The sequence below is a fragment of the Caballeronia sp. PC1 genome (assembly GCF_021353155.1).
Taxonomy (GTDB): Bacteria; Pseudomonadota; Gammaproteobacteria; order Burkholderiales; family Burkholderiaceae; genus Caballeronia; species Caballeronia cordobensis.
In genome coordinates this window covers 1,720,136-1,745,586 of sequence record NZ_JAJUBH010000002.1, presented here as the reverse complement: position 1 = coordinate 1,745,586, position 25,451 = coordinate 1,720,136, and the positions used below count along the sequence as shown (strand labels likewise).

At 63.9% G+C, this 25,451-nt stretch carries 26 protein-coding genes; 19 read left to right on the top strand and 7 right to left on the bottom strand.

All coding sequences use genetic code 11. The features are described from left to right. Window positions 1-10: 10 nt before the first annotated feature. The 11 genes from LY284_RS24035 (at window position 11) to LY284_RS23985 (ending at window position 10,785) form a co-directional block, all read left to right on the top strand. Complete coding sequence (locus LY284_RS24035) at window positions 11-745, top strand: HisA/HisF-related TIM barrel protein (RefSeq protein WP_233388192.1); 735 nt, start codon at window positions 11-13, stop codon at window positions 743-745. An 815-nt stretch (window positions 746-1,560) separates the two neighbouring features. After that, the gene (locus LY284_RS24030) at window positions 1,561-2,820 is read left to right on the top strand and encodes a formylmethanofuran dehydrogenase (RefSeq protein WP_233388191.1); all 1,260 of its coding nucleotides are present in this window, start codon (window positions 1,561-1,563) and stop codon (window positions 2,818-2,820) included. Continuing rightward, window positions 2,817-4,511 (top strand): formylmethanofuran dehydrogenase subunit A, encoded by a 1,695-nt coding sequence (locus LY284_RS24025; protein ID WP_233388190.1) that lies wholly within the window; start codon window positions 2,817-2,819, stop codon window positions 4,509-4,511. Before LY284_RS24030 ends, LY284_RS24025 begins: the two co-directional genes overlap by 4 nt. Window positions 4,512-4,514: 3 nt before the next feature. Next, entirely contained in the window at window positions 4,515-5,456 is a 942-nt protein-coding gene (fhcD, locus tag LY284_RS24020) for a formylmethanofuran--tetrahydromethanopterin N-formyltransferase (protein ID WP_014251661.1), read from the top strand. Next, a complete protein-coding gene (locus tag LY284_RS24015) occupies window positions 5,453-6,274 on the top strand; it encodes a formylmethanofuran dehydrogenase subunit C (protein ID WP_233388189.1) in 822 nt (273 codons plus the stop codon). The genes fhcD and LY284_RS24015 overlap by 4 nt, the downstream gene beginning before the upstream one ends. A 46-nt stretch (window positions 6,275-6,320) precedes the next feature. Further along, window positions 6,321-6,893: a cytochrome b gene (locus LY284_RS24010; RefSeq protein WP_014251659.1), complete on the top strand. Its 573-nt coding sequence runs from the start codon at window positions 6,321-6,323 to the stop codon at window positions 6,891-6,893. Next, window positions 6,890-7,810, top strand: a complete 921-nt coding sequence (gene pqqB, locus LY284_RS24005; protein ID WP_233388188.1) for a pyrroloquinoline quinone biosynthesis protein PqqB — start codon at window positions 6,890-6,892, stop codon at window positions 7,808-7,810. Before LY284_RS24010 ends, pqqB begins: the two co-directional genes overlap by 4 nt. A gap of 36 nt (window positions 7,811-7,846) precedes the next feature. Continuing rightward, window positions 7,847-8,581 (top strand): pyrroloquinoline-quinone synthase PqqC, encoded by a 735-nt coding sequence (pqqC, locus tag LY284_RS24000; RefSeq protein WP_198066095.1) that lies wholly within the window; start codon window positions 7,847-7,849, stop codon window positions 8,579-8,581. Then, window positions 8,578-8,886 carry a pyrroloquinoline quinone biosynthesis peptide chaperone PqqD gene (gene pqqD, locus LY284_RS23995; RefSeq protein WP_231927786.1) on the top strand — a complete coding sequence of 103 codons (309 nt, stop codon included), beginning with the start codon at window positions 8,578-8,580 and terminating at the stop codon, window positions 8,884-8,886. Before pqqC ends, pqqD begins: the two co-directional genes overlap by 4 nt. Before the next feature lie 4 nt (window positions 8,887-8,890). Next, a complete protein-coding gene (gene pqqE / locus LY284_RS23990; RefSeq protein WP_045452697.1) occupies window positions 8,891-10,096 on the top strand; it encodes a pyrroloquinoline quinone biosynthesis protein PqqE in 1,206 nt (401 codons plus the stop codon). After that, complete coding sequence (locus LY284_RS23985; RefSeq protein ID WP_233388187.1) at window positions 10,093-10,785, top strand: response regulator transcription factor; 693 nt, start codon at window positions 10,093-10,095, stop codon at window positions 10,783-10,785. The genes pqqE and LY284_RS23985 overlap by 4 nt, the downstream gene beginning before the upstream one ends. Here LY284_RS23985 and LY284_RS23980 read toward each other — a convergent pair. Continuing rightward, complete coding sequence (locus LY284_RS23980; RefSeq protein ID WP_045455435.1) at window positions 10,713-11,735, bottom strand: ATP-binding protein; 1,023 nt, start codon at window positions 11,733-11,735, stop codon at window positions 10,713-10,715. The two genes, LY284_RS23985 and LY284_RS23980, sit on opposite strands and share 73 nt — an antisense overlap. A 176-nt stretch (window positions 11,736-11,911) precedes the next feature. On the opposite strand from LY284_RS23980, the gene LY284_RS23975 reads away from it, so the two are divergent. Continuing rightward, entirely contained in the window at window positions 11,912-14,263 is a 2,352-nt protein-coding gene (locus tag LY284_RS23975; protein WP_045455433.1) for a TonB-dependent receptor, read from the top strand. A 21-nt stretch (window positions 14,264-14,284) separates the two neighbouring features. On the opposite strand, the gene LY284_RS23970 is transcribed toward LY284_RS23975, so the two are convergent. The 3 genes from LY284_RS23970 to LY284_RS23960 form a co-directional block, all read right to left on the bottom strand. After that, window positions 14,285-15,286, bottom strand: a complete 1,002-nt coding sequence (locus tag LY284_RS23970) for a glycosyltransferase (protein WP_233388186.1) — start codon at window positions 15,284-15,286, stop codon at window positions 14,285-14,287. Between the two features lie 105 nt (window positions 15,287-15,391). Next, a complete protein-coding gene (locus tag LY284_RS23965) occupies window positions 15,392-16,435 on the bottom strand; it encodes a beta-propeller fold lactonase family protein (protein ID WP_045452694.1) in 1,044 nt (347 codons plus the stop codon). A 173-nt stretch (window positions 16,436-16,608) separates the two neighbouring features. Further along, a complete protein-coding gene (locus tag LY284_RS23960) occupies window positions 16,609-17,136 on the bottom strand; it encodes a DUF3280 domain-containing protein (protein ID WP_233388185.1) in 528 nt (175 codons plus the stop codon). Between the two features lie 4 nt (window positions 17,137-17,140). Here LY284_RS23960 and LY284_RS23955 point away from each other — a divergent pair, with 4 nt between their 5' ends. Beyond that, window positions 17,141-17,605 (top strand): hypothetical protein, encoded by a 465-nt coding sequence (locus tag LY284_RS23955; RefSeq protein ID WP_233388184.1) that lies wholly within the window; start codon window positions 17,141-17,143, stop codon window positions 17,603-17,605. 40 nt (window positions 17,606-17,645) lie between these two features. Here the strand turns inward: LY284_RS23955 and LY284_RS23950 are convergent, their stop codons facing one another. Then, on the bottom strand, window positions 17,646-19,841 hold the full coding sequence (locus tag LY284_RS23950) for a SulP family inorganic anion transporter (protein WP_233388183.1): 2,196 nt from the start codon (window positions 19,839-19,841) through the stop codon (window positions 17,646-17,648). Window positions 19,842-20,084: 243 nt separating this feature from the next. Here LY284_RS23950 and LY284_RS23945 point away from each other — a divergent pair, with 243 nt between their 5' ends. From LY284_RS23945 to LY284_RS23935, 3 genes are all read left to right on the top strand, one after another. Further along, window positions 20,085-20,408, top strand: coding sequence for a hypothetical protein (locus LY284_RS23945; protein ID WP_045452688.1), 324 nt, complete (start codon window positions 20,085-20,087; stop codon window positions 20,406-20,408). Then, window positions 20,405-20,797, top strand: a complete 393-nt coding sequence (locus LY284_RS23940; protein WP_233388182.1) for a VOC family protein — start codon at window positions 20,405-20,407, stop codon at window positions 20,795-20,797. Before LY284_RS23945 ends, LY284_RS23940 begins: the two co-directional genes overlap by 4 nt. A gap of 342 nt (window positions 20,798-21,139) precedes the next feature. Continuing rightward, complete coding sequence (locus tag LY284_RS23935; RefSeq protein WP_014251646.1) at window positions 21,140-21,388, top strand: hypothetical protein; 249 nt, start codon at window positions 21,140-21,142, stop codon at window positions 21,386-21,388. A 99-nt stretch (window positions 21,389-21,487) separates the two neighbouring features. Here the strand turns inward: LY284_RS23935 and LY284_RS23930 are convergent, their stop codons facing one another. Together LY284_RS23930 and LY284_RS23925 are read right to left on the bottom strand one after the other, a co-directional pair. Continuing rightward, the gene (locus tag LY284_RS23930) at window positions 21,488-22,132 is read right to left on the bottom strand and encodes a DnaJ domain-containing protein (RefSeq protein WP_233388181.1); all 645 of its coding nucleotides are present in this window, start codon (window positions 22,130-22,132) and stop codon (window positions 21,488-21,490) included. 87 nt (window positions 22,133-22,219) lie between these two features. Then, window positions 22,220-22,579: a hypothetical protein gene (locus LY284_RS23925; protein ID WP_233388180.1), complete on the bottom strand. Its 360-nt coding sequence runs from the start codon at window positions 22,577-22,579 to the stop codon at window positions 22,220-22,222. A 73-nt stretch (window positions 22,580-22,652) separates the two neighbouring features. Between LY284_RS23925 and LY284_RS23920 the strand changes: the two genes are divergently transcribed. The 3 genes from LY284_RS23920 to LY284_RS23910 all read left to right on the top strand — a co-directional run bounded on the left by LY284_RS23920 (window position 22,653) and on the right by LY284_RS23910 (window position 25,390). Further along, the gene (locus LY284_RS23920) at window positions 22,653-23,207 is read left to right on the top strand and encodes a phosphonate degradation HD-domain oxygenase (RefSeq protein ID WP_233388179.1); all 555 of its coding nucleotides are present in this window, start codon (window positions 22,653-22,655) and stop codon (window positions 23,205-23,207) included. A gap of 97 nt (window positions 23,208-23,304) precedes the next feature. Next, window positions 23,305-24,717 carry a DHA2 family efflux MFS transporter permease subunit gene (locus LY284_RS23915; protein ID WP_233388178.1) on the top strand — a complete coding sequence of 471 codons (1,413 nt, stop codon included), beginning with the start codon at window positions 23,305-23,307 and terminating at the stop codon, window positions 24,715-24,717. A 106-nt stretch (window positions 24,718-24,823) separates the two neighbouring features. Beyond that, a complete protein-coding gene (locus tag LY284_RS23910) occupies window positions 24,824-25,390 on the top strand; it encodes a transglycosylase SLT domain-containing protein (protein ID WP_233388177.1) in 567 nt (188 codons plus the stop codon). Window positions 25,391-25,451 lie beyond the last annotated feature (61 nt).

The window sequence follows — 25,451 nt, the reverse complement described above, 5'->3', positions numbered from 1 at the left end:
AAAGCCATCCATGCAGGTGATACCCGTTCTCGATCTGCTCGACGGACACGCGGTGCGCGCGGTGCGCGGCGAGCGTTCGCGCTATCGGCCGATCCAGTCTTCGTTGTGCCCGACGAGCGATCCGGTTGCGATCGCCCGCGCGCTCGTTGCCGCGACTGGCGCGCGTACCCTGTACGTCGCCGACCTCGGCGCGATCCTTTCGCGCGGCGCGCACGACCATGCGCTCGCCGCGCTTTGCGATGCCCTCGGCGACGGCTTTCGCATCTGGCTCGACGCGGGCTTTACCGCGTTTTCGCCGATGCGCGCGTCGATCGAACGTATCGCGCGGCTGACGCAGTCGCCCGCGCCTGCCGCCATCGTTCCCGTGTTCGGCACCGAGACGCTGCTCGACATGGGCGCGATCGCCGAGGCCTCCGCGAGCGGCTTCGAGCCGATTCTCTCGCTCGACTATCGCGGCGGACGCGCGCTCGGTTCGATGCATGTCGAGAGCGCGTGGTGGCCGTCGCGCGTGATCGTGATGACGCTCGATCACGTGGGTGCGCAGGCCGGGCCTGATCTCTCTACCTTTGCTTCGGTTCGTGCGCTTGCCGGTGCTCGCTCGTTGATCGGCGCAGGCGGTGGGCGCGATGAAGCCGATCTCGTGCGGTGTGCCGACGCTGGCGCGGCTGCCTGGCTTGTTGCTTCCGCTGTGCACGATGGGACTTTGGGTCGTCGCGATGTGCCTCGCGGGGGTTCAGGGGGGTGAGCTTTCAATATTTGTGCCAAGGGCTTGGGGGCTTGGGTGGTGGTGTAATCCTTTGGCAAGGAGGTGTTGCATCGGGTGGTGCACGGGTGACAGTGTGTTGCATTGCGGAGCAGGTTTTTTTGGTTTTGTTTTTGTTTCGGTTCGTGGAACTTGCTTTGTTGTCGGTCTATTGGCACTGCCCCTCCCCGGGGCGGGGGTAACTTTCTTTGCTGCTGCAAAGAAAGTCACCAAAGAAAGCAGCTCTCTCACCGCCCGCGGTCACACGCACGTTGGCCATTTTTCTCCTCCGGGAACGGCCCTCGCCTAAAGAGTGCCCCCATAGGCCCAATCGGGCTTGGATCGCACACGGTCCGTCACATCGCACCACAGAACAAACTGGTACAGCCATTTCAAGCTCCGGCCCGCTCCGCGGCCGATGGGCTAATCGGGTATGCGAGTGCATTCGTGTTCGCTGGTTTCCCCTGCATACCCAGCGGCAGCGCGCAGCGCTGTGCCGGTGCTATCTCGTGCTGCGCCAGTGCGCTCAAAGTTATGGCTTGTCAGACCGTGCGCGATCCAAGCCCGATTAGTCCTTCGATGGCACTCGTTAGGCGAGGACCGTCCCCGAGGAGAAAAATGGCCAACGTGCGTGTGACCGCGGGCGGTGACAAAGCTGCTTTCTTTGGTGACTTTCTTTGCAGCAGCAAAGAAAGTTACCCCCGCCCCGGGGAGGGGCAGTGCTAATAGACCAACACCAAAGCAAGTTCCACGAACCGAAACGAAAACCAAAACCAAAAACCAAAACCGGCATCAACCTTGCTAACAAGCCCAACACCATGCCAACGCTCCCCCAAACACCACCAGCGCCAGCAAAAAACCCCCTCTGGACTTGTCCATTCTGCCCCCTGCTATGCGACGACATCCCGCTCGCGCGTACCCCCGACGAACGCCTAACCGCCCCGCACACCGCCTGCCCGCGGCTAGCCGACTCGCTTGCAAGCTTCACTCAGCACGACGCAAGTCGAAAACCAGCCATCAACGGGCAGCCCACCGATCCAACCTCGGCGCTCTCGCAAGCCGCATCGATCCTCTCGCGCGCACGGCGGCCGCTCTTCGGCGGACTCGCGACCGACGTAGCCGGCGCACGCGCGCTCTATGAACTGGCGGCGCAGTGCGGTGCAATCCTCGATCATCTGCACGGCGACGCGCTCGCCGACAGCAACCGCGTACTGCAAGACCGCGGCGCGTTCTTCACCACGCTCTCCGAAGTGCGCTCGCGCGCCGATCTCATCGTCGTGTTCGCGTGCGAACCCGCGCGACGCTATCCGCGCTTCTATGAACGCGTCATCGCCGAAAATCGCAGCGTGAACATCGTATTCGTCGGATGCGATGTCGATCAGGCCGCGCCCGCCCATGCCGAATCGATCCTGCCCGGCACCGATCCCTTCGATACGCTCGCGCTCTGGTCGGCGCATGTCGAAGGCGGCCGGCCGATTCCGCTCGCCGAACTCGTCGCGCTGACGGAGCGCATCATGAAGGCGCACTACACGGCGTTCGTCTACGAGCCGTCCGCATTGCCGACACAACACGCCGCGCTCGCGATCGAAGCGCTGCAGCGCATCGTGAAGGCGATCAACCGCACCGCGCGTGCGGGCGCGCTCGCGCTGACCGGCGACGATGGCGCCGCATCCGTCAATCAGGCCGTCACATGGCTGTCGGGTTTCCCGGTGCGCACGCGCGTCGCCTACGGCTTGCCGCTCGATCACGATGCGCATCGCTATCGCACGGAAACGCTTCTGCAACGCGGCGAAATCGATGCGCTGCTATGGATCTCGAGCTTCGCGCCCGAGCCGCTGCCCGCCTTGCTCCGTGACGACGTGCCGGCCATCGTCCTCGGCCATCCATCGACGACACTGCCCGCGCGCAACGCCCCGACCGTGTTCATTCCCGTCGCGACGCCGGGAATCGACAGCGGCGGGCATTTGTTCCGCGTCGATACGTCGGTGGTCGCGCCGCTCGCCGCCGCACGCGACAGCGCGTTGCCCACGGTCGCATCGATCGCTTCGCAACTCGCGCAGGCAAGGAGGCCGCAATGAGCGTCACGCGCCTGCGAGGCGGCACGCTCTACGACCCGGCGAACGGCATCGACGGCGAAAAGCGCGATCTCTTCATTCGCGATGGCCGCATCGTCGGCGATGCGTCGAACGAGCACATCGAACACGATTACGACGCGAGCGGCATGGTCGTGATGGCGGGCGGCATCGACCTGCATTCGCATATCGGCGGCGGCAAGACGAATCTGTCGCGCCTTTTGCTGCCCGAAGATCATCGCGACGATCCGCGCGCCGTGCCCGATCGCCCGAACGAAGGCCGCTATATGCGTCTGCCTTCGTGCGGCGTGTGCGCGCCGGGCACGCTCGCGGCGGGCTATCGCTATGCGGAAATGGGCTACACGGCCGCGTTCGAACCCGCGATGATCGCCTCCAACGCACGCCACGCGCATCTGGAAATGGGCGACACGCCGGTCATCGATCACGGCGCATATGTGATGATGGGCAACGACGAGCTCTTCCTGCAAATGCTCGCCGCGAAAGAAGACTTCGAGCGGCTGCGTGATTACGTCGGCTGGACCATCGATTCGAGCAAGGCGCTCGGTGTGAAGGTCGTGAATCCGGGCGGCATCTCGGCGTTCAAGTTCAATCAGCGTTCGCTGGATGTCGATGAAAAGCACGCGCATTACGGCATCACGCCGCGCGACGTGCTCATGACGCTCACGCGCGCGCTCACCGATCTGCGCGTGCCGCATCCGCTGCATGTGCACGCGAGCAATCTGGGCGTGCCCGGCAACATCGATTCAACTATAAGGACAATGGACGCAGCCGTCGGCCTGCCCATTCATCTGACGCATATCCAGTTCCACAGCTACGGCACGGAAGGCCCGCGCAAGTTCTCGTCGGGCGCGCGCGCGATCGCCGAAGCCGTGAACGCGCGGCCCAACGTGACCATCGATGTCGGCCAGATCATCTTCGGTCAGACCGTGACCGCATCCGGCGACACGATGATGCAGTTCAAAAATGCGCCGATGGCGAACCCGCGCAAGTGGGTGCTCGGCGATATCGAATGCGATGCGGGCTGCGGCGTCGTGCCGTTCAAGTATCGCGAGCAAAGTTATGTGAATGCGCTGCAATGGATCATCGGACTGGAGATCTTTCTGCTCGTCGACGATCCGTGGCGCGTCTCGATGACCACCGATCATCCGAACGGCGCGCCGTTCACGAGCTATCCGCATCTGATTCGCCTCTTGATGGACAAATCGTTTCGCGACGAACAACTCGACAAGCTGCACGCCGATGCGAAAACCGCGAGCGCACTCGCCAGCATCACGCGTGAATTCTCGCTATACGACATCGCGATCATCACGCGCGCCGGTCCGGCGAAACTGCTCGGCCTGAAAGACCGCGGCCATCTCGGCGCGGGCGCGGCGGCGGATATCGCCGTGTATCGCGACGACGCCGACCGCGAGCGCATGTTCACATCGCCCGCGTTCGTGTTCAAGGACGGAGAACTGATCGCGCGCGACGGCACACTGCTCGCCACGCCGACGGGCGGCATCCACTACGTGCGGCCCGAGTACGATCGCGCGATCGAAAAACGCGTGCGCGACTATGCGCAAGCGAATCTCGCGACGCGCTTCGAAAACATCGCCATCGGCGACGACGAAATCTGCGCGTGCTGCAACGGCGGGCGGCTCTTGCCGGTTGCGTGCTTCGCGGCGAGCGGAGTCTGACGCATGGTCATCAACGACACGCAGATCGACGACACCTTCGCCGAAGCCTTCCCGATGAAGGCGACGCGCCTCGTCATTACCGCGCATACGCCGGTGTGGGCGCGGCATGCCGCGAATTCGCTGACGGGATTCGCCACCTCCGTGATCGATTGCGGCTGCGAGGCGGGCATCGAACGCGATCTGGCAGGCGACGAAACGCCTGACGGAAGACCGGGCGTCTCCGTGCTGATCTTCGCGATCTCGTCGAAAGAACTGGCCAAGCAGATCGCGCGGCGCGTCGGGCAATGCGTGCTCACGTGCCCGACCACCGCCGTGTATGGCGGCATCGATCCGTCGAATGTGCGCGCGCCGCTTTCGGATAACGCGCCGCTCGGCGCGGGCCTGCGCTTTTTCGGCGACGGCTATCAGATATCGAAAGTGCTCGGCGGCACGCGATACTGGCGCGTGCCGGTGATGGACGGCGAATTCGTCTGCGAGGAATTCACCGCGACCGTGAAGGCGGTCGGCGGCGGCAATCTGCTCTTTCTCGCGCGCGATATCGACAGCGCCCTGCATGCGGCCGAATCCGCCGTCGCCGCGATGCATCGCTTGCCGAACGTCATCACGCCGTTTCCGGGCGGCGTCGTGCGCTCGGGCTCGAAGATCGGCTCCAAATATGCGGGCGCGAGCGCATCCACCAACGATGCGTTCTGCCCGACGCTCGTCGGTTTGTCGAAGAAAAGCGAACTGACGCCGGATGTCGCGTGCGTGCTCGAAATCGTGATCGACGGCCTGACCGATGCGGACGTCGGCGCCGCGATGACGGCGGGCATCGCGGCCGCGACGAAGATCGGGCGCGCGGGCGGCGTGCTGCGCATTTCGGCGGGCAATTATGGCGGCAAGCTCGGACCGTATCACTTCAAGCTGCATGAACTGTCGAAGGATATCGACGGGAGCCGCGCATGAACGCCATCGAACTGCGCGTAAAAAGTACGCCGGGCTTTCGTGTCGATGCGTCGAATTTACTGCCCGCGGTGCTTGCATCGACCGAATCGAACGAGTTGCCGCGCATCGTGCTGCAAGGCGCGGGCGAAACGTGCGCGCTCGGCGATCTTTTCGATATCGCGCGCACGCAAGCCGAAACGGCGAGTCTTACCATCGAGGGCGACGTGCGATGGCTCGATCGCATCGGCGCGAACATGACCGAAGGCACGCTCACGGTGCATGGCCACGCGGGCGATCATGCGGGCACGAAAATGCTCGGTGGCGCGTTGCACATTCATGGCGATGCCGGCGCGTTCGCCGCGTGCGAAATGCAGGGCGGACGGCTCACGATTCACGGCGATGCGGGCGATTTCGCGGCAGGCGCGCTGCCCGGCGACATGGAAGGCATGACGGGCGGCACGCTCACGATCCACGGCAACGCCGGCGCGCGCCTCGCGGACCGCATGCGGCGCGGCACCGTGCTCGTCGCGGGCCATGCGGGCGATTTCGCCGCGTCGCGGCTGGTTGCGGGCACGGTCTGCATCGGCGGCGAAGTGGGCGCACACTTGGGATACGGTATGCGGCGCGGCACGGTGTTGCTGACGCGCGCGCCCTCTCGCCTTCCGCCGACTTTCACGGAAGGCGGCCACGGTTTCGACACGTTCTGGCTGCTGTTCACGCGCATGCTTGCGCAGGCGATCGCACCGTTTTCACATCTCGCGGGCACGATGTTGCCGCGACGCTACGCCGGCGATCTCGCCGTCGACGGACGCGGGGAATTGCTGATCGCCAATTCATAGGCAGGAGATGAACAATGGAATGTTGGCACTTCAAAGGAGAGAGGCGATGAGCACCGCGCGGACATCCGCGGCGTCGCGCGACGGCAGGCTGCCCGGCCCGAGCGAGCGTTTCGCAGGCCCATTGATCGCGCTGCACTGGCTGATCGCCGTCGCGATCATCGCGATGCTGTGCATCGGCTTCTATATGGTCGGCCTGCCGCGCGGGCTGCCGTTCAAGTCCGATCTCATCAACTTCCATAAATCGCTTGGAATTACCGTTTTCCTGCTGGTGCTGATGCGCATCCTGGTACGCCTGGCTTATGGCCGTCCGCCTCTGCCGCCGATGCCAACGTGGCAACGCGCCGCCGCGAGCATTACGCAGGCTCTTTTATACGTAGGGATGGTGGCGATGCCGCTCACCGGCTATCTCGGCTCGTCGTTCAACAAGTTCGGCACGAAGTTCTGGGGCCTCACGCTGCCGCAATGGGGCTGGGACGACAAGCACTTGCGCGGCATCTTTTTCGGCATTCACGAGACGATCGCGTGGATCATGGCGGCACTGGTCATCGTACATTTTCTGGGCGCGATGAAGCATCAACTGATCGATCGCGACGGTCTTTTGCGGAGGATGTGGCCTTGAAGATTCGCGTGCTCGGTTCATCGGCGGGCGGCGGTTTCCCGCAATGGAACTGCAACTGCCGCAATTGCGACGGCGTGCGGCGCGGCACGATCGCGGCGCGCGCGCGCACGCAGTCGTCCATTGCCGTGAGCGATAACGGCGAGGACTGGCTGCTCGTCAATGCATCGCCGGACATTCTTGCGCAGATCGCGGCGAACCCGGAATTGCAGCCCGCGCGCAAGGTGCGCGACACGGGCATCGCGGCGGTCGTCACGATGGATGCGCAAATCGACCACGTCACCGGTCTTCTAATGCTGCGCGAGCGCGGCACGCCCTTGCCGCTCTATACGACCGACGCCGTGTGGCAAGACCTCTCGACGGGCTTTCCGATCACGTCGATCCTTTCGCATTACTGCGGCGTGGAGCATCGTCGCATCGCGCTCGATGGCAACGCGTTTTCAGTGCCCGAACTGCCGCGCGTCAAGATCGACGCCTTGCCTCTGTCGAGCAAGGCGCCGCCTTATTCGCCGCATCGCGATGCACCGGAAACGGGCGACAACATCGGGCTCATGTTCACGAATACCGCTACGAACAAGCGCGCATTCTATGCGCCGGGGCTCGGCGCGCTGGAGCCGCATGTGCTCGACGCGATGCGCGAAGCAGACCTCTTGCTCGTCGATGGCACCGTATGGACCGACGATGAAATGATCCGTCTCGGGCTCACGAAGAAGACCGGCAAGGACATGGGTCACCTGGCGCAAAGCGGCGCGGGCGGCATGATCGAGGTGCTCGATTCGATCGATCGCGACGGTGTACGCAAGGTGCTCATCCACATCAACAACACGAATCCGATTCTCATCGAAGACGGACCCGAAAGACGCATGCTCTCGGAGCACGGCATCGAAGTCGCGCACGACGGCATGACATTCGATCTGTGACCTCGCTGTGACCTATACGCCATGGAGAACGACCCGATGCTGAATCCCACCACAGGCCCGATCTTCACGAAGGTGAACGGCGACGGCCCCGCGTGGACGCGCGATGAATTCGAGGCGCAGTTGCGCGCGAAGGGCACGGCGTATCACATTCATCATCCGTTCAACGTGAAGATGAATAGCGGCGGCTGTTCGAAGGAGCAGATACGCGGCTGGGTCGCGAACCGCTTCTACTATCAGATCAACATTCCGCTGAAGGATGCGGCGGTGATGTCCAATTGCCCCGATCGCGAAACGCGCCGCCGCTGGGTGCTGCGCATTCTCGATCACGACGGTTACGGCGATCAGCCCGGCGGCATCGAAGCATGGGCGCGGCTTGGCGATGCGGTCGGTCTCTCGCGCGACGATCTCTGGTCGCTCAAGCTCGTGACGCCGGGCGTGCGCTTCGCCGTCGATGCTTACGTGAACTTCGCGCGCCGCGCGCCGTGGCAGGAATCGGTGTGCTCGTCGCTCACCGAGATGTTCGCGCCGCAGATTCACAAGGACCGTCTCGCGACATGGCCCGAGCACTACAAGTGGATCGAGCCGGACGGGCTCCATTATTTCCGCTCGCGCGTCTCGCTCGCGCAGCGCGATGTCGAGCACGGCCTCGAAGTGACGCTCGCGCATTTCACGACGCGTCAGGCGCAGCAGCGCGCGCTCGACATTCTGCAATTCAAGCTCGACATCCTCTGGACCATGCTCGATTCGATCGAAAAGGCCTTCCCGCAATGAGCGATATCCCTCCGACTCAACGAAAGCAGGAAGCCGTCGAGGCGCCGGACGATTCGCTGCATCCGAAGCTCAAGCGCCTCTTTCGCCTGCAATGGGAACCGGCGCAGGACGCGCATGTGCTGCTGTATCCCGAAGGCATGGTGAAGCTCAATCAGAGCGCCGCGCAAATTCTTCTGCGATGCGACGGCACGCGCGATATTCCCGCGCTCGTCGCCGATCTCGAAGCGGCGTTCAATGCAAGCGGCCTCGGCGACGACGTGCGGGCGTTCATCGCCGGCGCGCGTGCGCGGGGCTGGCTGGAGTAGCGTCATGACTGACTTGTCCGAACCCATCGCGAAGCCGGCGCACGAAGACGCGCCGAATGCACCGATTGCGCCGCCTTTGTGGCTGCTTGCGGAATTGACGTATCGCTGTCCGCTGCATTGCGTGTTCTGCTACAACCCGGTGAACTACGCCGACCACACGCGCGAACTCGATACCGATCAATGGCTCGACGTCTTGCGTCAGGCGCGCGCTTTGGGCGCGGCGCAACTCGGCTTTTCCGGCGGCGAGCCGCTCCTGCGTGACGATCTGGAAACGCTCGTGGCCGAAGCGCGCAAGCTCGGCTTCTATACGAACCTCATCACGTCGGGCATTGGTCTCACGGAGAAGCGCATCGGCGCGTTGCAGGACGCGGGCCTCGATCACATCCAGCTCTCGTTTCAGGACTCGTCGCAAGAGCTCAACGATTTTCTCTCCAGCACGAAGACCTTCGACTACAAGAAGCGCGTCGCGAATCTCATCAAGGCGCACGGCTTTCCGATGGTGCTCAACTGCGTGCTGCATCGCTATAACCTGCCGCATATCGGACGCATCATCGACATGGCGCTCGAGATGGGCGCGGAATATCTCGAACTCGCAAACACGCAGTATTACGGCTGGGCGCATGCGAACCGCGCGCAACTCATGCCGACGAAAGAACAGCTCGATGAAGCGGAAGCCGTGGTCGAGCGCTATCGCAACGAGATCGGCGACAAGTGCAAGATCTTCTTTGTGGTGCCCGATTACTACGAGCGCAGGCCGAAGCGCTGCATGAACGGCTGGGGCTCGGTGTTTCTCGGCATCGCGCCCGATGGCGCCGCCTTGCCGTGCCATACCGCGCGCTCGCTGCCGGGCCTCACGTTTCCGAACGTCACCGACATGCCGCTCAAGGACATCTGGTACGAGAGCGACGCGTTCAATCGCTTTCGCGGTTTCGGCTGGATGAAGGAGCCGTGCCGCAGTTGCGATGAAAAGGCCATCGACATGGGCGGCTGCCGCTGTCAGGCGTATCTGCTCACGCAAGATCCCGCGAATGCCGACCCCGTGTGCGACAAGTCACCCCATCACGAGCGCGTGATCGAAGTGGTGCGCGCGGCATCGGCAAGACAGGAACCGCAGGAACAGCCGATCATCTTCCGCAACGATGCGAACTCGAAACGCATCGCGGCGCTCGATCGCGAGAATGGTGCAGAAAAAGGAGAAGACAAACCATGATTGCCGACATCTCCGTGCTGCTCGTGGACGATCACGCCGTCGTGCGTGAAGGCTACAAGCGTCTGCTCGAACTGAGTCCCGACGTGAATGTCGCGGGCGAAGCGGCGAATGCGGCCGAGGCTTACCAGAAGTTTTGCGCGTTGCAGCCGGATGTCGTCGTGATGGATCTCGCCTTGCCCGGCGCGAGCGGCATCGAGGCGATGCGGCGCATGCTCGCGCGCGAGCCGCATGCGCACGTGCTGATCTTCAGCGTGCACGAGGAAGCCATCTTCGTGCGCCGCGCGCTCGATGCCGGCGCGCGCGGTTATGTGACCAAGTCGAGCGCGCCCGATGTGCTCGTGGAAGCGGTGCGCGCCGTCGCGCGGCGCATTTCGTATCTGAGCCCGGACGTTTCGCAGGCGCTCGCGTTGCGCGCGAGCATTCAGGAAGGACGCCAGTTATCGGCGCGCGAGTTCGAAGTGCTGCGCTTGCTGGTGCAGGGTTATACGCTGCCGAGCATCGCGGAGAAGCTGGGGTTGAGCCAGAAGACCGTCGCGAATCATCAGTCCGTGATCCGCCAGAAGTTCGGCGCGGACAACGGCGTGCAACTCGCGCAGATCGCGAATCGCTTAGGGCTTCACTTCGCCGATTTCGCTTCGTCGGCGGCGGCTTCGTTCGGGACCGAAGTCGGCAACGGCAGCCCCGCCTGAGCCGGCACGCGCGCGCAAAACAGAAAGCCCGAACCCGGCTCGCTCGCGATCTGAAACTCGCCGCCGAGCGCTTCGACGCGCTCGCGCATGCCGATCAGCCCAAGCCCCTTGCGCGGCTTCGCGAGATCGACGCCCGGCCCGTCGTCGGCCATCGTCACGACGATTTCTTCCGGCGCACGCGCCAGATAAATCTCGACGCGCGACGTCCGCGCGAACTTCGACACGTTCGTCAGCCCCTCCTGCACGAGCCGGTACAAGGTGATGTTGAGCGTATCGCTGAGATCGTCGAAATCGCCATCGACGGCGAGCGTGAAGGTCGCATCGGGCAAGCGTTCGCGCCAGCCATCCACGCAATGTTCGAGCGCGGTCGGCAGGCCGAATTCGTCGAGTCCGATGGGACGCAGCTTGCGAATCATCCCGCCGATCTCGCGATACACATGCGTCCCGCTTTGCATCAGCGCGAGCGACAGCCGATGTATCTCCGCCTCGCGCCCGGCCGACAGATCGCGGATGCGTCCGGCATCGAGCGACATCGCATTGAGGTATTGACCGAGCTCGTCGTGCAGTTCGCGCGCGAGATGGCGGCGCTCGGTTTCCTGCGCGGCTAGCGCCTGATTCGCGAGGCGCCGGTTCTCCGCCAGCAGATGAGCCGCTTCCTCTTCGAGCGTGCGGCGTCGTTGCACTTCCGATTGCGCCTCGCGATAGCGACGCCAGGCGAACCATGCAAGACCGAGCGCGAGCACGACGAGCGTGGGCGGCAATTCGTCGAGCTGAAAGCGCTCGGCGCTGCGCGTCCAGTGATACGCGAACTCGCTGAAATCGAAGCGCGCGAAGAGCGCCCCGGCCACGATGGTCACGCCGAACACGCACGCAAGATCGCGCCACACAGGCGCGCGGCGCTCTGCGTTTTTCGTGTCTTGCGCGGTAGAGGGCAAGGATTCGGTCGGCATCACGGAATCCATTCTACGCACGGCTTCATCGCACAGTGCGGTGCCTGAAACGCAATTGGGAACGCTTCCCTGCGCGATCGGGAAAAGCTCCCGGTCCACGCGGCCGTTCTTATGCGACGCTTTCATTGAAAGAAATATTCCTTTCGCGTGGATCAAAAATAGAAGAGGAGACGATGATGAAGAGCATGCCGCGCAAGCCCGCGCACGCGCATCCGTTCAAACCCCGAGCAGGACTGCGGCTCGTCTTCGGCAGCGCGTTCGCGAGCATCACCGTGGCCGCGTGGGCGCAGACGCCGCCGGCCGATACCGCCGAAGCGCCCGCGCCGGCCTCCGCCACCGTGGCGCAAGCCGATGCGCCGCCGAATACGGAATTGCCTTCGATCATCGTCGTCGGCACCACGCCGCTCGTGGGCGTGGGCACGCCGCTCGAGAAAGTGCCCGCCAACGTGCAGACGATCAAGGGCGCGGAGATCGAAGCGCAGCACTCGCCGACCATCACCAATTATCTGGAGAAGAACGTCGTCAGCGTCGATACGAACGACGCGCAGGGCAATCCGTGGCAGACCGACATCAACTATCGCGGCTTCACCGCTTCGCCGCTGCTCGGCACGCCGCAGGGTCTTTCCGTGTTCATGGACGGCGTGCGCATCAACGAGCCGTTCGGCGATGTCGTCAACTGGGATCTGATTCCACAAGCCGCGATCCAGACGATGCAGATCATTCCCGGCTCGAATCCGACCTTCGGCCTCAACACGCTCGGCGGCGCGGTCGCGGTGCAGACCAAGAACGGCCGCAGCAATCCCGGCGGCAACGTGGACGTGAGCTTCGGTTCGTGGGGACGCAAAAGCGCGCAGATCGAGCAAGGCGGCGTGATCGGCGATCACCTCGATTACTACTTCACCGCCAATATCCTGAACGACAACGGCTGGGCCGATCACAATTCGAGCAAGCTGCGCCAGGCGTTCGGCAAGATCCGCTATACCGACGCCGATACCACCATTTCCGTTTCGATGGGCGGCGCGGACAACACGCTGAACGGCTCGCAGACGATCCCGCGCTCGTTCATGGACAACTTCCGCCAGGCCTACACGTTCCCCGACACCAACGAGAACCAGGTCGGCTATCTCACGATCAACGCGGAGCATTACTTCACGCCGAACGTGCAGTTGAGCGGCAACGTGTACTACCGGCACTATCGCAACAAGAACGTGAGTTCGAACGTCAACGACGACTTCGATCCGGACGGCGACGACGAAGACGAACTCTCGCAGGCCTTCAACGATCAGTCGGTGATCGTGACCGACAGCTACGGCGCGAGTCTGCAGCTTACGCTGCTAAACAAGCTGTTCGGCAAAGACAATCAGTTGATCCTCGGCGCGGCGGGCGACTTCGCGAATTCGCACTTCACGCAGGCCTCGCAGCCGGCGGCGTTCGAGGAGAACCGCGCGACCATCGGCACGGGTCCGTTCGCGCCGACCACGGACGCGAAGACGCGCAATCAGAACTGGGGCATCTACTTCGAGAACACGTTCTCCTTCAACGAACAATGGTCGATGACGCTCGCGGGCCGCTATAACTGGGCGAAGGCGGTGATCGGCGACGAAAGCGGCGTGCAGCCGCTGCTCGACGGGAATCACACGTTCTCGCGCTTCAATCCGGCCGTGGGCTTCAACTGGAACCCGACGCCTGGCTTCACCGCTTACGCCACGTATAACGAAGGCATGCGCTCGCCGACGGCCATCGAACTCGCGTGCGCGGACCCGGCCGCGCCCTGCTCGCTGCCCAACGATTTCATCGCAGACCCGGACTTGAAGCCCGTGATTTCGAAGACGTTCGAAATCGGCGCGCGCGGCCGTATCGGCAACCATACGTCGTGGAGCGCGGCGGCCTATAGCACCACGCTCACCGACGACATTCAGTTCGTCAGCGCCCAGGGCGCGGGAAGCACGCTCGGCTATTTTCAGAACGTCGGCAAGACGCGCCGGCAGGGCTTCGAGCTCGCGGGCCGCACGCAATGGGGACCGGTCGGCGTCGCGGCGAGCTATAGCTATGTGAACGCGACGTATCGATCGACGTGGACGGAAAGCAGCACCAGCAACTCGAGCGCCGACGACGATGGCAACATCACCGTGCATTCGGGCGACCGCATTCCGGGCATTCCGGCCAATACGGTGAAGATGCGCATCGACTACAACCCGATTTCGCGCTGGAATATCGGCACGAATCTCACGTATCGCAGCAATATCTTCGCGCGCGGCGACGAGAACAATCAGGACGTGAACGGCAGCATCGCGGGCTATTTCATCATCGATCTCGACACGACCTACAACGTGACCAAGCAGTTGCAGGTCTATGCGACGGTAAAGAACCTGCTGAACAAGCGCTATGCGAACTTCGCGATTCTCGGCGAGAACTTCTTCGACGGGCCGAATCACACCTTCAACAACGGGGCGACGGTGAACGAGCAGTTTCTCGGCGTGGGCGCGCCGCGCGGGGTGTGGGTGGGGATGCGGTATGCGTGGAAGTGAGGGCGTTCGAAAGCGCGCCGTCTAGTCCTGCCAGGACTTCCACGGGATGCCGCGTGCGTTGATCCCGTCCCACATCGCGACGTTGCATTCGTGCTTGTCCTGATCGCTGCGCGGATGCACTTCGTCGAACAGAGTCAGCGTTTGGTGCAGCAAGCCCAGCAGGCCGCCTTCGAGTACGGCGGGGCTCGCGCCCCAGCGCAGATCGATTTCCGATATCGCGATGCCCACCGAACGATGCAGCGCCAGAAGTTCGTTCATGTCCCAGTCGCACTTTGGCGGATGCGCGTACAGCTTGCACAGGTTGGCGATGTCATGCCCGGTCACGCGCGGGTAGAACGCCGGCAGGATACGCGCGTACAGGCGAGCCTTGGCTTCATACAACGCGGACAAGCTCAGATTCAGCGACGTCATGCCGCGATGAATCCGGTAACGGGTCAGCGCTTCAGGCAGATTCGCGAAGCGCGCACCGCGCAACATGCAATCGAACCAGAAGCCGAGATCGTCGACGATATCGAGATTGGGATCGTAGCGAATGCCGTGCCGCTGAACGAACGCGCGGCGGAACATCGTGCTCGGATTGGCGATATACGCCTGGCCTGCGACGAAGCGCGCCTTGATATGCGCGTCGTCGAGCGGGAAATCGCTCACGAAATCGTCTTCGCCGAAATGCCGGATTTGCGAGCCGACGACCGTGATGTCCGGGTGCGCATCGAGAAACGCGGCCTGCTTGCTCAGCCGCTCCGGCTCCGCGATATCGTCGTGATCGATACGCGCGATGTATTCGCCGCGGCACAGATCGAAACCCCGGTTCGCGTTGGCCGGGCGGCCCAGATTGTGTTCGAGCGGAAAAACGCGGATGCGCGAATCGTTCAGGCTGCGCGCGAGATCGAGCGTGGCGTCGGTGCTGGCGTCGTCGAGCACGAGAATTTCGAAATCCGCTTCCTGATGCAGCAGCGACTGCAACGTTTCGACGATGTGTTTCCCGGCGTTATACGTCGGGATAACTACAGATATCTTCGGCATGATTCGGTGAGGGCGCAAGCGGGCGATCCTCGATTATCCGCGCGTCCTGAATCCGAAGTGTGAAACAAGGTATGGCCGCACGCGGCGGCCATCTACCATCACCCCTCACCGCCCTTCGATCGACCCCGCGCTCGCCGGATACGTCACGATGCCCCACGCGAGCGGCAAGTCGCCGATCTGCTTGACCTCTTTATAGTCGGCGCCGTCGAGCACATAGACCGCGTTCGAGCGCCCGCACGCGAGCAGCAGCTTTGAGCCGTCCGGCGTGAAGCTGAAGTGCCAGCAGCGCTGCCCGACGGGCACGTCCTGCATGTGCGCGAACGTGGTGCCGTCGAACACCTGCAGCGTCTTGTCGCGCGATGCCGCCACGAGAAGCCGCTTGCCCGATGGATCGAACGAGACGCCATACGGACCGGTCTTCGTATCGACCGTCTTCAGCGTCTTCAGACTCGTGCCATCGAGCACGACGAACTTGTTCGCGTTCTCCAGCGTCACCACGTATTGCTTGCCGCTGGGCGATACCTTGATGCCGCGCGGTCGCGAGCCCTTCGCGAGCTTCACCGTGCGTACCGGCTTGCCCGTGCCGACGCGATACACCGACACGGTATCGTCGCCCTCGTTGGTCACGAGAATCAGCTTGCCGTCCGGCGAAAACTCGACGCCCTCGGTCTCGTGTCCGCTCTTCACCGAATGCGTGACCTTCAAGGTCTTCAGATCGACGATGGCGATCTCGGCGGGCGGCGAGTTCGGGTCGTCATCGTCTTTTTCGGGTTCGCCCGGCTTGGGCGGGCCGCCGCTTTCGCCCGGTTCGTAGGTCACATACGCATAGCCGCCGAACACGCGCACGAACTCCGGATTCTGGCCGATCTTCACGCGCCGCGTAACCTTGCCCGTCGACGTATCGATTTCCGAAAGATCGCCCGTCGCCTTGTTCGCCACGTAGAGCCGCGTGCCGTCCTTGTTCAGCGAGAGGCCGCGCGGGCCGTCCTTGCCGAAGTCCCAGGTCTTCGTGAGCGAAAGATTCTCGAGGTCGATGACGCCGATGCCCGCCTTCTCGGTCGTCACGTAGGCGGTCGGCGCGGCGGCGTGCGCGACGTTCGCGGCGAATGCAACGGCAAGCGCGAGCGATGGCGCGATTCTGACTTGCATGGTCGTCTCCAGCGGTTTCGTGTGGCTTATTCGAGTTCGTTCGGACGCACGCGCGCGGCGCATCGCACAGCGCGCGTGCCTGCAAGTCCAACTTAGCCCAATCGAAGGCGCGCTGGCAACGGCATCGGCCGGGAGAAATTCCCGAAATCGCCGCAGATGCGGCGTCGCGGCATTCAGCGCGTCGCGTCCGGATCGCTCGCGAGCAGATCGACGAGCGCCTTCGCGCCGCGCCGCCACGAGAGATCGGTGTTGCCGCGAATATCGACCGAACGCTGAAAAAGCGTCGCGCCGGTGACGGCATCCTCGACGCGCAGGTTCATGTTGAGAATGAGGTTGCTGATCTTCTGCACCCAGCACACGCCGACGCGCGATGCATCGAGTTGCTTCGCCACGCGCAGCTCGCAGCCATTGCACGCGCTCATGTCCTGCGTGCCTTGCAGCGAAGCGATGAGCTCGCCCGCCTGCGCGTTGTCGGCGACGCGAAAGAGCGCGCGTTCGCGCACGTCGTCGCGCAATGCGCCGCTCACCATCTTCAGGCGCTGCGACTGAATGCGGTTGATATCGGCGTCGTTGTAGGCGGCGTTGTCGTCGATCAGGGTGCAGTCGAGCAGGGCGATCGACTGCGCCGCGCCTTGCGCCAGCGCACCGCTCATGAAGATAGCGAACGTCATCGCGAGCATCGCGCGAAGTATGGGGATCATGGTCATGGCCTCGATGATGTGCTGCGGTCTGCGCCAACAGCAGACCGCATACCTGTTCGCGCCCATCCAACATACCGGCGGCGAGCGCCGCGATCAAGCGGCGCGACGCATGAAGCGACCATCCCCGCGAAGCCGCTCCCGCAAGGCTCACGCGCGGACGCGCACTTCGATCGCGGCAAATGGCATGGGGCTTGCAAAAAACCTCGCGAGCATGTGCCGTGCTCGACACGCCGAATCCACTCAAGCCAGGAGAACCATCATGAAACGCATGCTGATCGTCGAAGACCTGAAGGCCGGTCCCGATGACGCCATCGAAGCTTCGCTCACGCCAGCGCAGATGAAGCGCATCGTCGGTGGCCGCGCGGTGCTCGCGACCGTCGACGGCAGAGGCTATGCAACCATCGACGACTGGGACGTCAACCTCGCGATCTTCGAAGGCCGCATCAAAGGCAGCGAACGCGACAACTGAAACGCGCGCGCCGGGCACGCATCCGATCCGCGATGCGTGCTCACGACGCCGCGCGCAATGCTTCATCCGCGACGGCAAGCCGCGAAGCCATCATCTTCACGACGAAGCGATGCCATTCCTGCGCGGTCAGCGGATCCTCGAGTTCGAGCTTGCGCAATGCCGCGAGCGTGAGACGACGCAAGCGCGCAGGCTCGTCGGCGACGACATCCGCGCTGCGCGGCGCATGCGTATACACCGCCATCTCGCCGATGATCGTGCCCGGCCCGAACGAGCGCAGCCGCACCGAGCGCCCGTCCGCGAGCGGCAGCGAGACGGTCACGCGCCCTTCCTCGACGATATAGAGCGCATCGCCCGCGTCGCCGCGCCGAAAGAGCGCTTCGCCCGCGCCGACATCGCAGACATCGAGCCAGTGCGCAAGGCCATCGAGCGCGCGCTCTGTGAAATGCGGCGCGAGCATCGCGCGAAAATCGCCGGACGGCGCGCATGGCTCGAATGCGCGCGTCAACGCGGCAAGCTGGCGCCCTTCGATCCATTCGAGCCCGGCATCGAGCGTCTCGAACTCGTGAATGCCGAGCGCGAGCGCGCCCGTGCGCATGAGCCGCGCGCGCGAGTTGCGCGGCAGCGCGGTCAGCACGAGTTCCGCGCCGATCGCCGCGCATGCCTGACGCAGCTTCACGAACGCGAGCGACACCGACGCATCCATGCCGTTGGTCCACGCGAAATCGAGCACGACATAGCGCACCGGCCGCGGACCATGCGAGCGGATGCGCTCGCGAATACGCTGCAGCATCGAATTCGCCGAGCCGAAGAACAGAAAGCCTTGCAGGCAGACGCCGCAGATTTCATCGCCGCGATCGATCAGAAAGCGCGTCTCCTCGATGCTGCGCTCGACATTCGACGTGCGCGTGCGGCCATCGAACTCCATGCGCACGCAGCCCGCGCGGCCATACAGCAAGGCGAACGTGACGCACGCCGCGACCACGCCCGCGACGACGCCCGCAATCACGCCATAGAAGGCAATCACCGCGAGAATCAGCGGCACGAGCACATACTCGTGCCACGCGAGCTTGCGGTACGCGCCGACGAGCCAGTCCATCATGAGCCGCAAGCCCATGTAGATCTGCATGCCGACGAGCACGGGCACCGGAAAGAGCGAGACGAGATCGGGCGAAGCGATCAGCACGAAGAGGCACGCGAGCGCAGCGAACACGCCCGCCGCGCGGCTCGTCGCGCCGGCGCGCGCGTTGAGCATCGAGCGGTTGTACGACTGGTAGCCGACCATCCCGCCGAAAAGCCCGCTCGCGATATTCGCGAGGCCCGCGGCCCGCATCTCGCGATTCAGGTCGATGTCCTGACCGGTCGCCGCGCCCATCGCGGTCGAGTTCATGATGATCGTGATCGCCGACACCGACGTGACGATGAGCGTCTCCGGCATGTGCGCGACGATCGCGCGCCAGTCGATCTCGCCGCGCGCAAGCGATGACGGCAGATGCAGCTCGGGAATATGCAGCGCGTGCATCGGCACATGCTGAAGCAGGAGGCCCAGATCGCGCGCTTCGTCAGGCGAGATGCCCGAAGCGTGCAACAGCGCATAGAAGAGCGCGATGCCGATGGCGAGCGTGATCGGCAACGCGGCCGAATGACGCCAGGTGCGCGCGAGGATCGTCGCGAGCGCGCCGACGAACAGCGCGGGCGCCCATGCGAGCCAGTGCAGGTGCACGAGCCGCGGCAGCGCATGCCAGTCGAGCGCGACGCCCGTCAGCACGCGAAACGCGCCCGCGATCAGCAAATAGCCCGTGCCGGCGAGAAAGCCGCCCATGACGGGATACGGCAGGAATTGCAGCGAGCGGCTGCGCTTGGACGAACCGATCGCGAAGAGAATGAGCCCCGTCACGAGCGAGCACAGCGCGATGGCGACGAGCACCGTCAGCAGGATCACCGTGGGCGTGCCGCCGTTCGCGCGCACGCTGCTCGCGACGCCTGCCGCGACGCCGACGAGGAACGCCGTCGCGTTGCTGTCCGGCCCGCCGATGTTCATGCGCATCGAGCTCGTCAGCGCGATCACGAACGCGGTGACGATGCAGCTCACGAGCGCGGTCGGCACGCCGAGCTCCGCATAGCGCGCGAGATCGGCGCTGAAGATAAGCGTGCCGAGACTCATCGCATAGCACAGCATGACGAGCGTGGAGACCGTGCCCGCGGTGATGTCGCCGACGAGCGCGGTCGCACGCGGCATGGCGCGCTCAAGGACCGTGCGATGTGTCGTGGCTGGCTTCACGGCGCCTCCCGGAGGCGGGAAAACGGCTGACAGATGCGCTGAAGGTGCGCGGAAAAGTATCCGCCGCGCGCGAGAACGCTGTCAATTTCCGCGCAACGCGTCTTTCGTCTGACGTGAACGGTCAGCCGTGCATCGCGGTGGATTGATCGCGTCAACAAGAGTAACGTTGACTCGTGAGCGAACACTACAAAGGAGGCGATCATGCCCGACGATCCCGCTCAATGGCGCGTCTTCGATTACGAAGGATTCGAGATTCACGTGCTGCCGCAAGCGAAGCCGACGCCCGAGCACGCGCCGCCCAGCAAGATGGAGCGCTACGTGTATATCGGTCATGTGTGCAGGCCCGGCGCCCACGCCGACACGCCCGGCGAAGCCGTGCATTTTCATGCCGATGGCGACGACGCGTACAAGACTGCGGAAGATGCCGTGGACGATGCGCGGCATATCGGCAAGAGCATCATCGACGGCACGCATCCGGATCTGTCGGTGTTGCCGCTCGTATCGCATCAGCATCATTCCGGATGAGCGGCGATCAGCAGCCGGACGAGGGCGATGCGCGCATCGAAAGCCTGAGCGCGATCACGCTCGCGACGCGCGACATGGACCGCGCGGTGCGCTTCTATGAAGCGCTGGGCTTTCGCATGTTGTATGGCGGCGTGAACGAGGCATTCACGTCGTTCGCACTCGGCAGTTCCGGCAGTTCATACCTCAATCTCACCAGCGAGACGCACGGCCCGATCCAGTTCTGGGGCCGCGTCATCATCTACGTGTCCGATGTGGACGCGTTCTATCGGAAGGCGGTGGCGCAGGGCATCGAGCCGCAATTCGCGCCACGCGATGCGCCCTGGAACGAGCGCTACTTCCATCTCACCGACCCCGACGGTCACGAACTGAGCTTCGCGCGCCCGCTCTGATCCGGCGCGCGCAGGCACGACGTTCGCTTCATACCCAGTGACGGGTAGCGTACGCATTCGCCCTTTCATATGACCGATCGCGCACATACCCTCGCATCGCGTTGCACGAGGATGACTCCATGGCGTGACGCATCTTGCGGAAACAAGGCATGGCCGAAGATGCGTGAAAGCTCGCTGTTGCTATTTCGCAAAAACGGGCACGGGCCTGGAATCCAGGCGTAGAGTTCAAGTGCTTTGTCAAGAACGTGGTGCGTCGCGGCAGGGGATTCATCGGACGGGGCTTCAAACAACGGCGGGTTCTGCCGTTATCCCGAACATGAATGCCGCGTGCTGGAGACTGAAATGAAATGCGCGAACGAGCGGTCCCTGCGTTATCAGGTCGAGAAATGGCTGGCGCCCGGCTGTGTGCCGGTGCATGTGCGGCAGTTCAGCCGCACGCGTTCCGATGGACGCCGCTATGTCTGTGTCGAGGCACTGCACGGCGCGGTATCGAGAGCGCTGTTCTTCTTTCGTCACGACGATGGACACTGGTGCGTCTACCCGCCCGCGCCCAGTCGAAACAACATGCGCGGCGAACGGCTCGCCGCGTGATTCGATGCTTCTATTGCTTGTTTTGCAGGTCTGATTCGATTGTCCGGTTTCAGCCGCCCCGCTCGAAGACAGAGCGTTCCTCGCGACAGCAGCACATAACTAGAAACGCATATTGTTGAGGAACTGAAACCACATCGCGCCGAGCGGATTCGCAGCGCCGGCGGTGGCGGCTTCCTTCTCATCCTTTTTCGGTTCCGGCTTCGCTTCCGCCTTTTCCTCGGGCTTCTTCTCCTCCTTATCGAGCGCTTCCGCCTTCGCCTGCCGCGATTCGTGCAGCGCGATCGCGCTGTCGGCTATCTGCCTTGCCGTGGATTCGTCGCATTGCGCGCCGAGCAGCACGCCGAACACGACATCGCGGTTATGGCCTTGCGACGCGAAACGCATCGCGAGCGATATGCGCTTTGCATAGAGCGCCTCGCGTGCCTCGCGCTCTTTCGCTTCACGCGCCTCGCGTGCCTTGCGCGCCTTCGCTTCGCGCGCCTCGCGTTCCGCTTCTTCGCGACGTGTGCGCTCTTCCCAGCGACGCATCTCTTCCGCATAGATGCGATCGTAGACCTCGCGCTGCGCGGGGTCGGACAGGATGGCGTAGGCTTCCTTGATTTCCTGGAACTTCGCGCGGGCGGCGTCTTCGTTGCCCGCGTTGCGGTCGGGGTGGCAGCGCATCGCGGCTTTGCGATACGCGCGTTTGATTTCTGCTTCGTTGGCGTGCTCGTTCACGCCGAGCGTTTCGTATAGCGTTGCCATCTTGCGTTCGGTGGATACGGGTGCCGGTCATCGTAACACGCGAAAAACGGGGTCTCTTCGCGCGATGCGGCGTTGCAACACAAGCCCTTATCGACCGATGACCGCGCGTGCGGCCGCACTGCCGAGCGCATCGAAGAGGGCGCGCGCCGGCCTCAGATAGCGCGCGATATGCAGCCGGATATTGACCACCGCCAGCACGAAAATAACGAGCGTGACGAGCAGATAGTCGCGCCGCTCCGGCATGACGTGATAGCGCGTGTGCAGCAGCACGAACACGATCCACGCGAACGCGGGCGCGTGCAAGCTCCAGTGCCTTTGCGCGAAATGCCACGCGATGCGTCGCACATCGCGGCGTGACGCACGATCGAGCCCGGCGAGCGCCGGATGGCGGCTGAACGAGAAAGGCATCGTATCGATCCTCGCGCGCGATGCGGCGAACGCAGCCATCGTCGCGTCATGAAAGCCTGCGAAAATCGCGCGCTTCCCGCTTTCAGCATAACCGCTCGACGGTTTCCTTACGATGGCCCTTTCACTCGACGACATCCGGCAGCTTTTCGACAGGCACGGCTCGATCGCCTACAGCGGCGAGCCGGTCACGCAGTTGCAGCACGCGTTGCAGAGCGCGACGCTCGCCGAAGCGGCGGGCGCGAGCCGCGAGCTCGTCGTCGCCGCGTTGCTGCACGATCTCGGGCACTTGCTGAACCTGCAGGGCGCGACGCCGAGCGAACGCGGCATCGACGATCTGCACCAGTACTACGCGCTGCCGTTCCTGCGCCCGCTCTTTTCCGATGCCGTGCTCGAACCGATTCGCCTGCACGTCGATGCGAAGCGTTGCCTGTGCGCGATCGATCCGTCGTATTACGCGCGTTTATCGGCGGATTCGGTGCGCAGCCTGCAATTGCAGGGCGGCATCTTCGGCGACGAAGCCGCGCAAGCGTTTCTCTCGAAGCCCTACGCGCAAGACGCCATTGCGTTGCGCCGCTGGGACGACGAAGCGAAAGACGCGCATCGCGTCACGCCGGACCTGCCGTATTTCCTGGCGATGGCGGCGAGCGTCGCGCGTGCGTCGAGCTAGCCCGCGCACGAAAACGTTCGTTCGTGTATCGCGCTAGACTGTGCGCCATGCATCGAATCCCATTCCAATACGTCTCGCGTCACGCGAGCACCGCATCGTGAAAGGCGGCAACTTCCGCGTCACCGCCGCCGTCGTCGCCAGCGCCCTGTTCATGCAGAACATGGACGGCACGATTGTCGCGACGGCCATCCCGACGATGGCCCGCGATCTCAACGTCGATCCGGTTCATCTCTCCAGCGCGATCACCGCGTATCTCGTCGCCTTGACCGTGTTCATTCCCGCGAGCGGATGGGTCGCCGACCGCTTCGGCGCGCGGCGCGTGTTCATGTGGGCGATTGCGACCTTCACGCTCGCGTCCGTCGCGTGCGCCGCCGCCACGACGCTGCCGCAACTGCTCGCCGCGCGCGTCGTGCAAGGCCTCGGCGGCGCAATGATGGTGCCCGTCGGCCGCCTGATCCTGTTTCGCGGCGTCAAGCGCGAAGAGCTTCTGCTGGCGACCACATGGCTCACGATGCCCGCGCTCGTCGGCCCGTTGCTCGGCCCGCCGCTCGGCGGCTTTCTCACCGACGCGCTCTCGTGGCGCAGCATCTTCTGGGTCAACGTACCGGTCGGCGCGATCGGACTCTTTCTCACATGGAAATTGCTGCCGCCATCGACGCCCGAAGACCGCACGCCGCCCGATCTGCGCGGCATGCTGCTGGCGGGCGTATCGCTGAGTCTCTTCATGGTCGGCATCGAAAGCGCGGGGCGCGGCGTGCTGCCGGCGGGCATGCCGTGGATCTGCGCCGCGGCCGGTCTGCTGCTGTTTCGCGTGACGGTGCTGCATTGCCGCCGCGTGACCAATCCGGCGATCGATTTTTCGCTGCTGTCGATTCCCACGTTTCACGCCGCGACGATCGCGGGCAGCCTGTTTCGCGCCGGCGCGGGCGCGCTGCCGTTTCTCGTGCCGCTGACGCTGCAGACCGGCTTTGGCTATAGCGCGACGGCAAGCGGCCTCGTCACCTTCGCGAGCGCGCTCGGCTCGTTCTGCATGCGCCCGATGACCGCGCTCGCGCTGCGGCGCTTTTCGGTGCGCACGGTTTTATGCGCGGGCAGCGTGATCTTCGCGGCGGTGCTGCTCGTCTGCTCGACGATGTCGCAGGCGTGGCCCGCCGCCGCCATCTTCCTGCTTCTGCTCGTGGGCGGACTCGGCCGCTCGCTCAGTTTCGCGACGATGGGCGCACTCGCTTTCGCCGATGTCCCCAAGCCGCGCCTCGCCGCCGCGACCTCCTTCCAGGGCACCGCGCAGCAGTTGATGAAGGCGGTCGGCGTGACGGTCGCGGCCGGCACGATCCAGGCGACGATGCTCGTTTCCGGCAGCGCGCATACCGAGCGCTGGCAACTGGCGTGCGGTTTCATCGTCACGGCGATCGTCGTGCTGGCTTCGCTGCCGATGTTCGCGCGCCTCTCGGCGGACGCCGGCGAGGGCATTTCGGCACCGTCGTCGGCCAAACGCGCCGAGCGCACGTAAATCATGCCGAATTGTCAAAATAAACATCATATTTAAGACAAGTACCTGATCCACATAGGTTTTTTATGTGGCTATAATGCGGTTCCGCTTTGATCTCTCCCGTCCGATGCGTCGTTTCCTCGTCTTCTTTGCCGCGCTTGCCTTCTCGTTGAGTTCCGCGCACACCGCGCTCGCCCAGGAAGCGCCGACCAGCGCCTCCGCCAGCGACGCCGCCGCGCAAGACCCGAAGGCACAGGAAGCCGGTCACAAGATTTCGAACATGCTCACGCGGAAGTTCGGCGTGGCGCGCGAAAAGGCGCAGACCATCGCGTCGGCGGTCATGGCATCGGCGGCGAAATATTCGCTCCCGCCCGCGCTGCTGCTCGCCATCATCTCGATCGAATCGCGCTTCAAGGAAACGGCGAAGGGGCCGAACAACGCCACGGGGCTGATGCAGGTGGTGCCGTCGGCGCACAAGAAGCTCGTGCGCAACGTGGATCTGACGGACCCGGAAGACAACATCGAAACCGGGTCGGCCATCCTCTACGGCTATATGAAGTCCGCTCAGGGCGACATGGACGCCGCGCTGAAAAACTACGGCGGCTCGCGCGCCTATGCCGAAAAGGTCAGCTTGCGCGCGAAGACCTTCGAGCCGGCTGCATCGGTGGATGCGGCATCGGCGGCCGGTCAATAAATCTCGCGCCGTTCAGGGCGCATGCTGTTTCTCTCGCGCGCCGCCTATTAGACGGATGTCG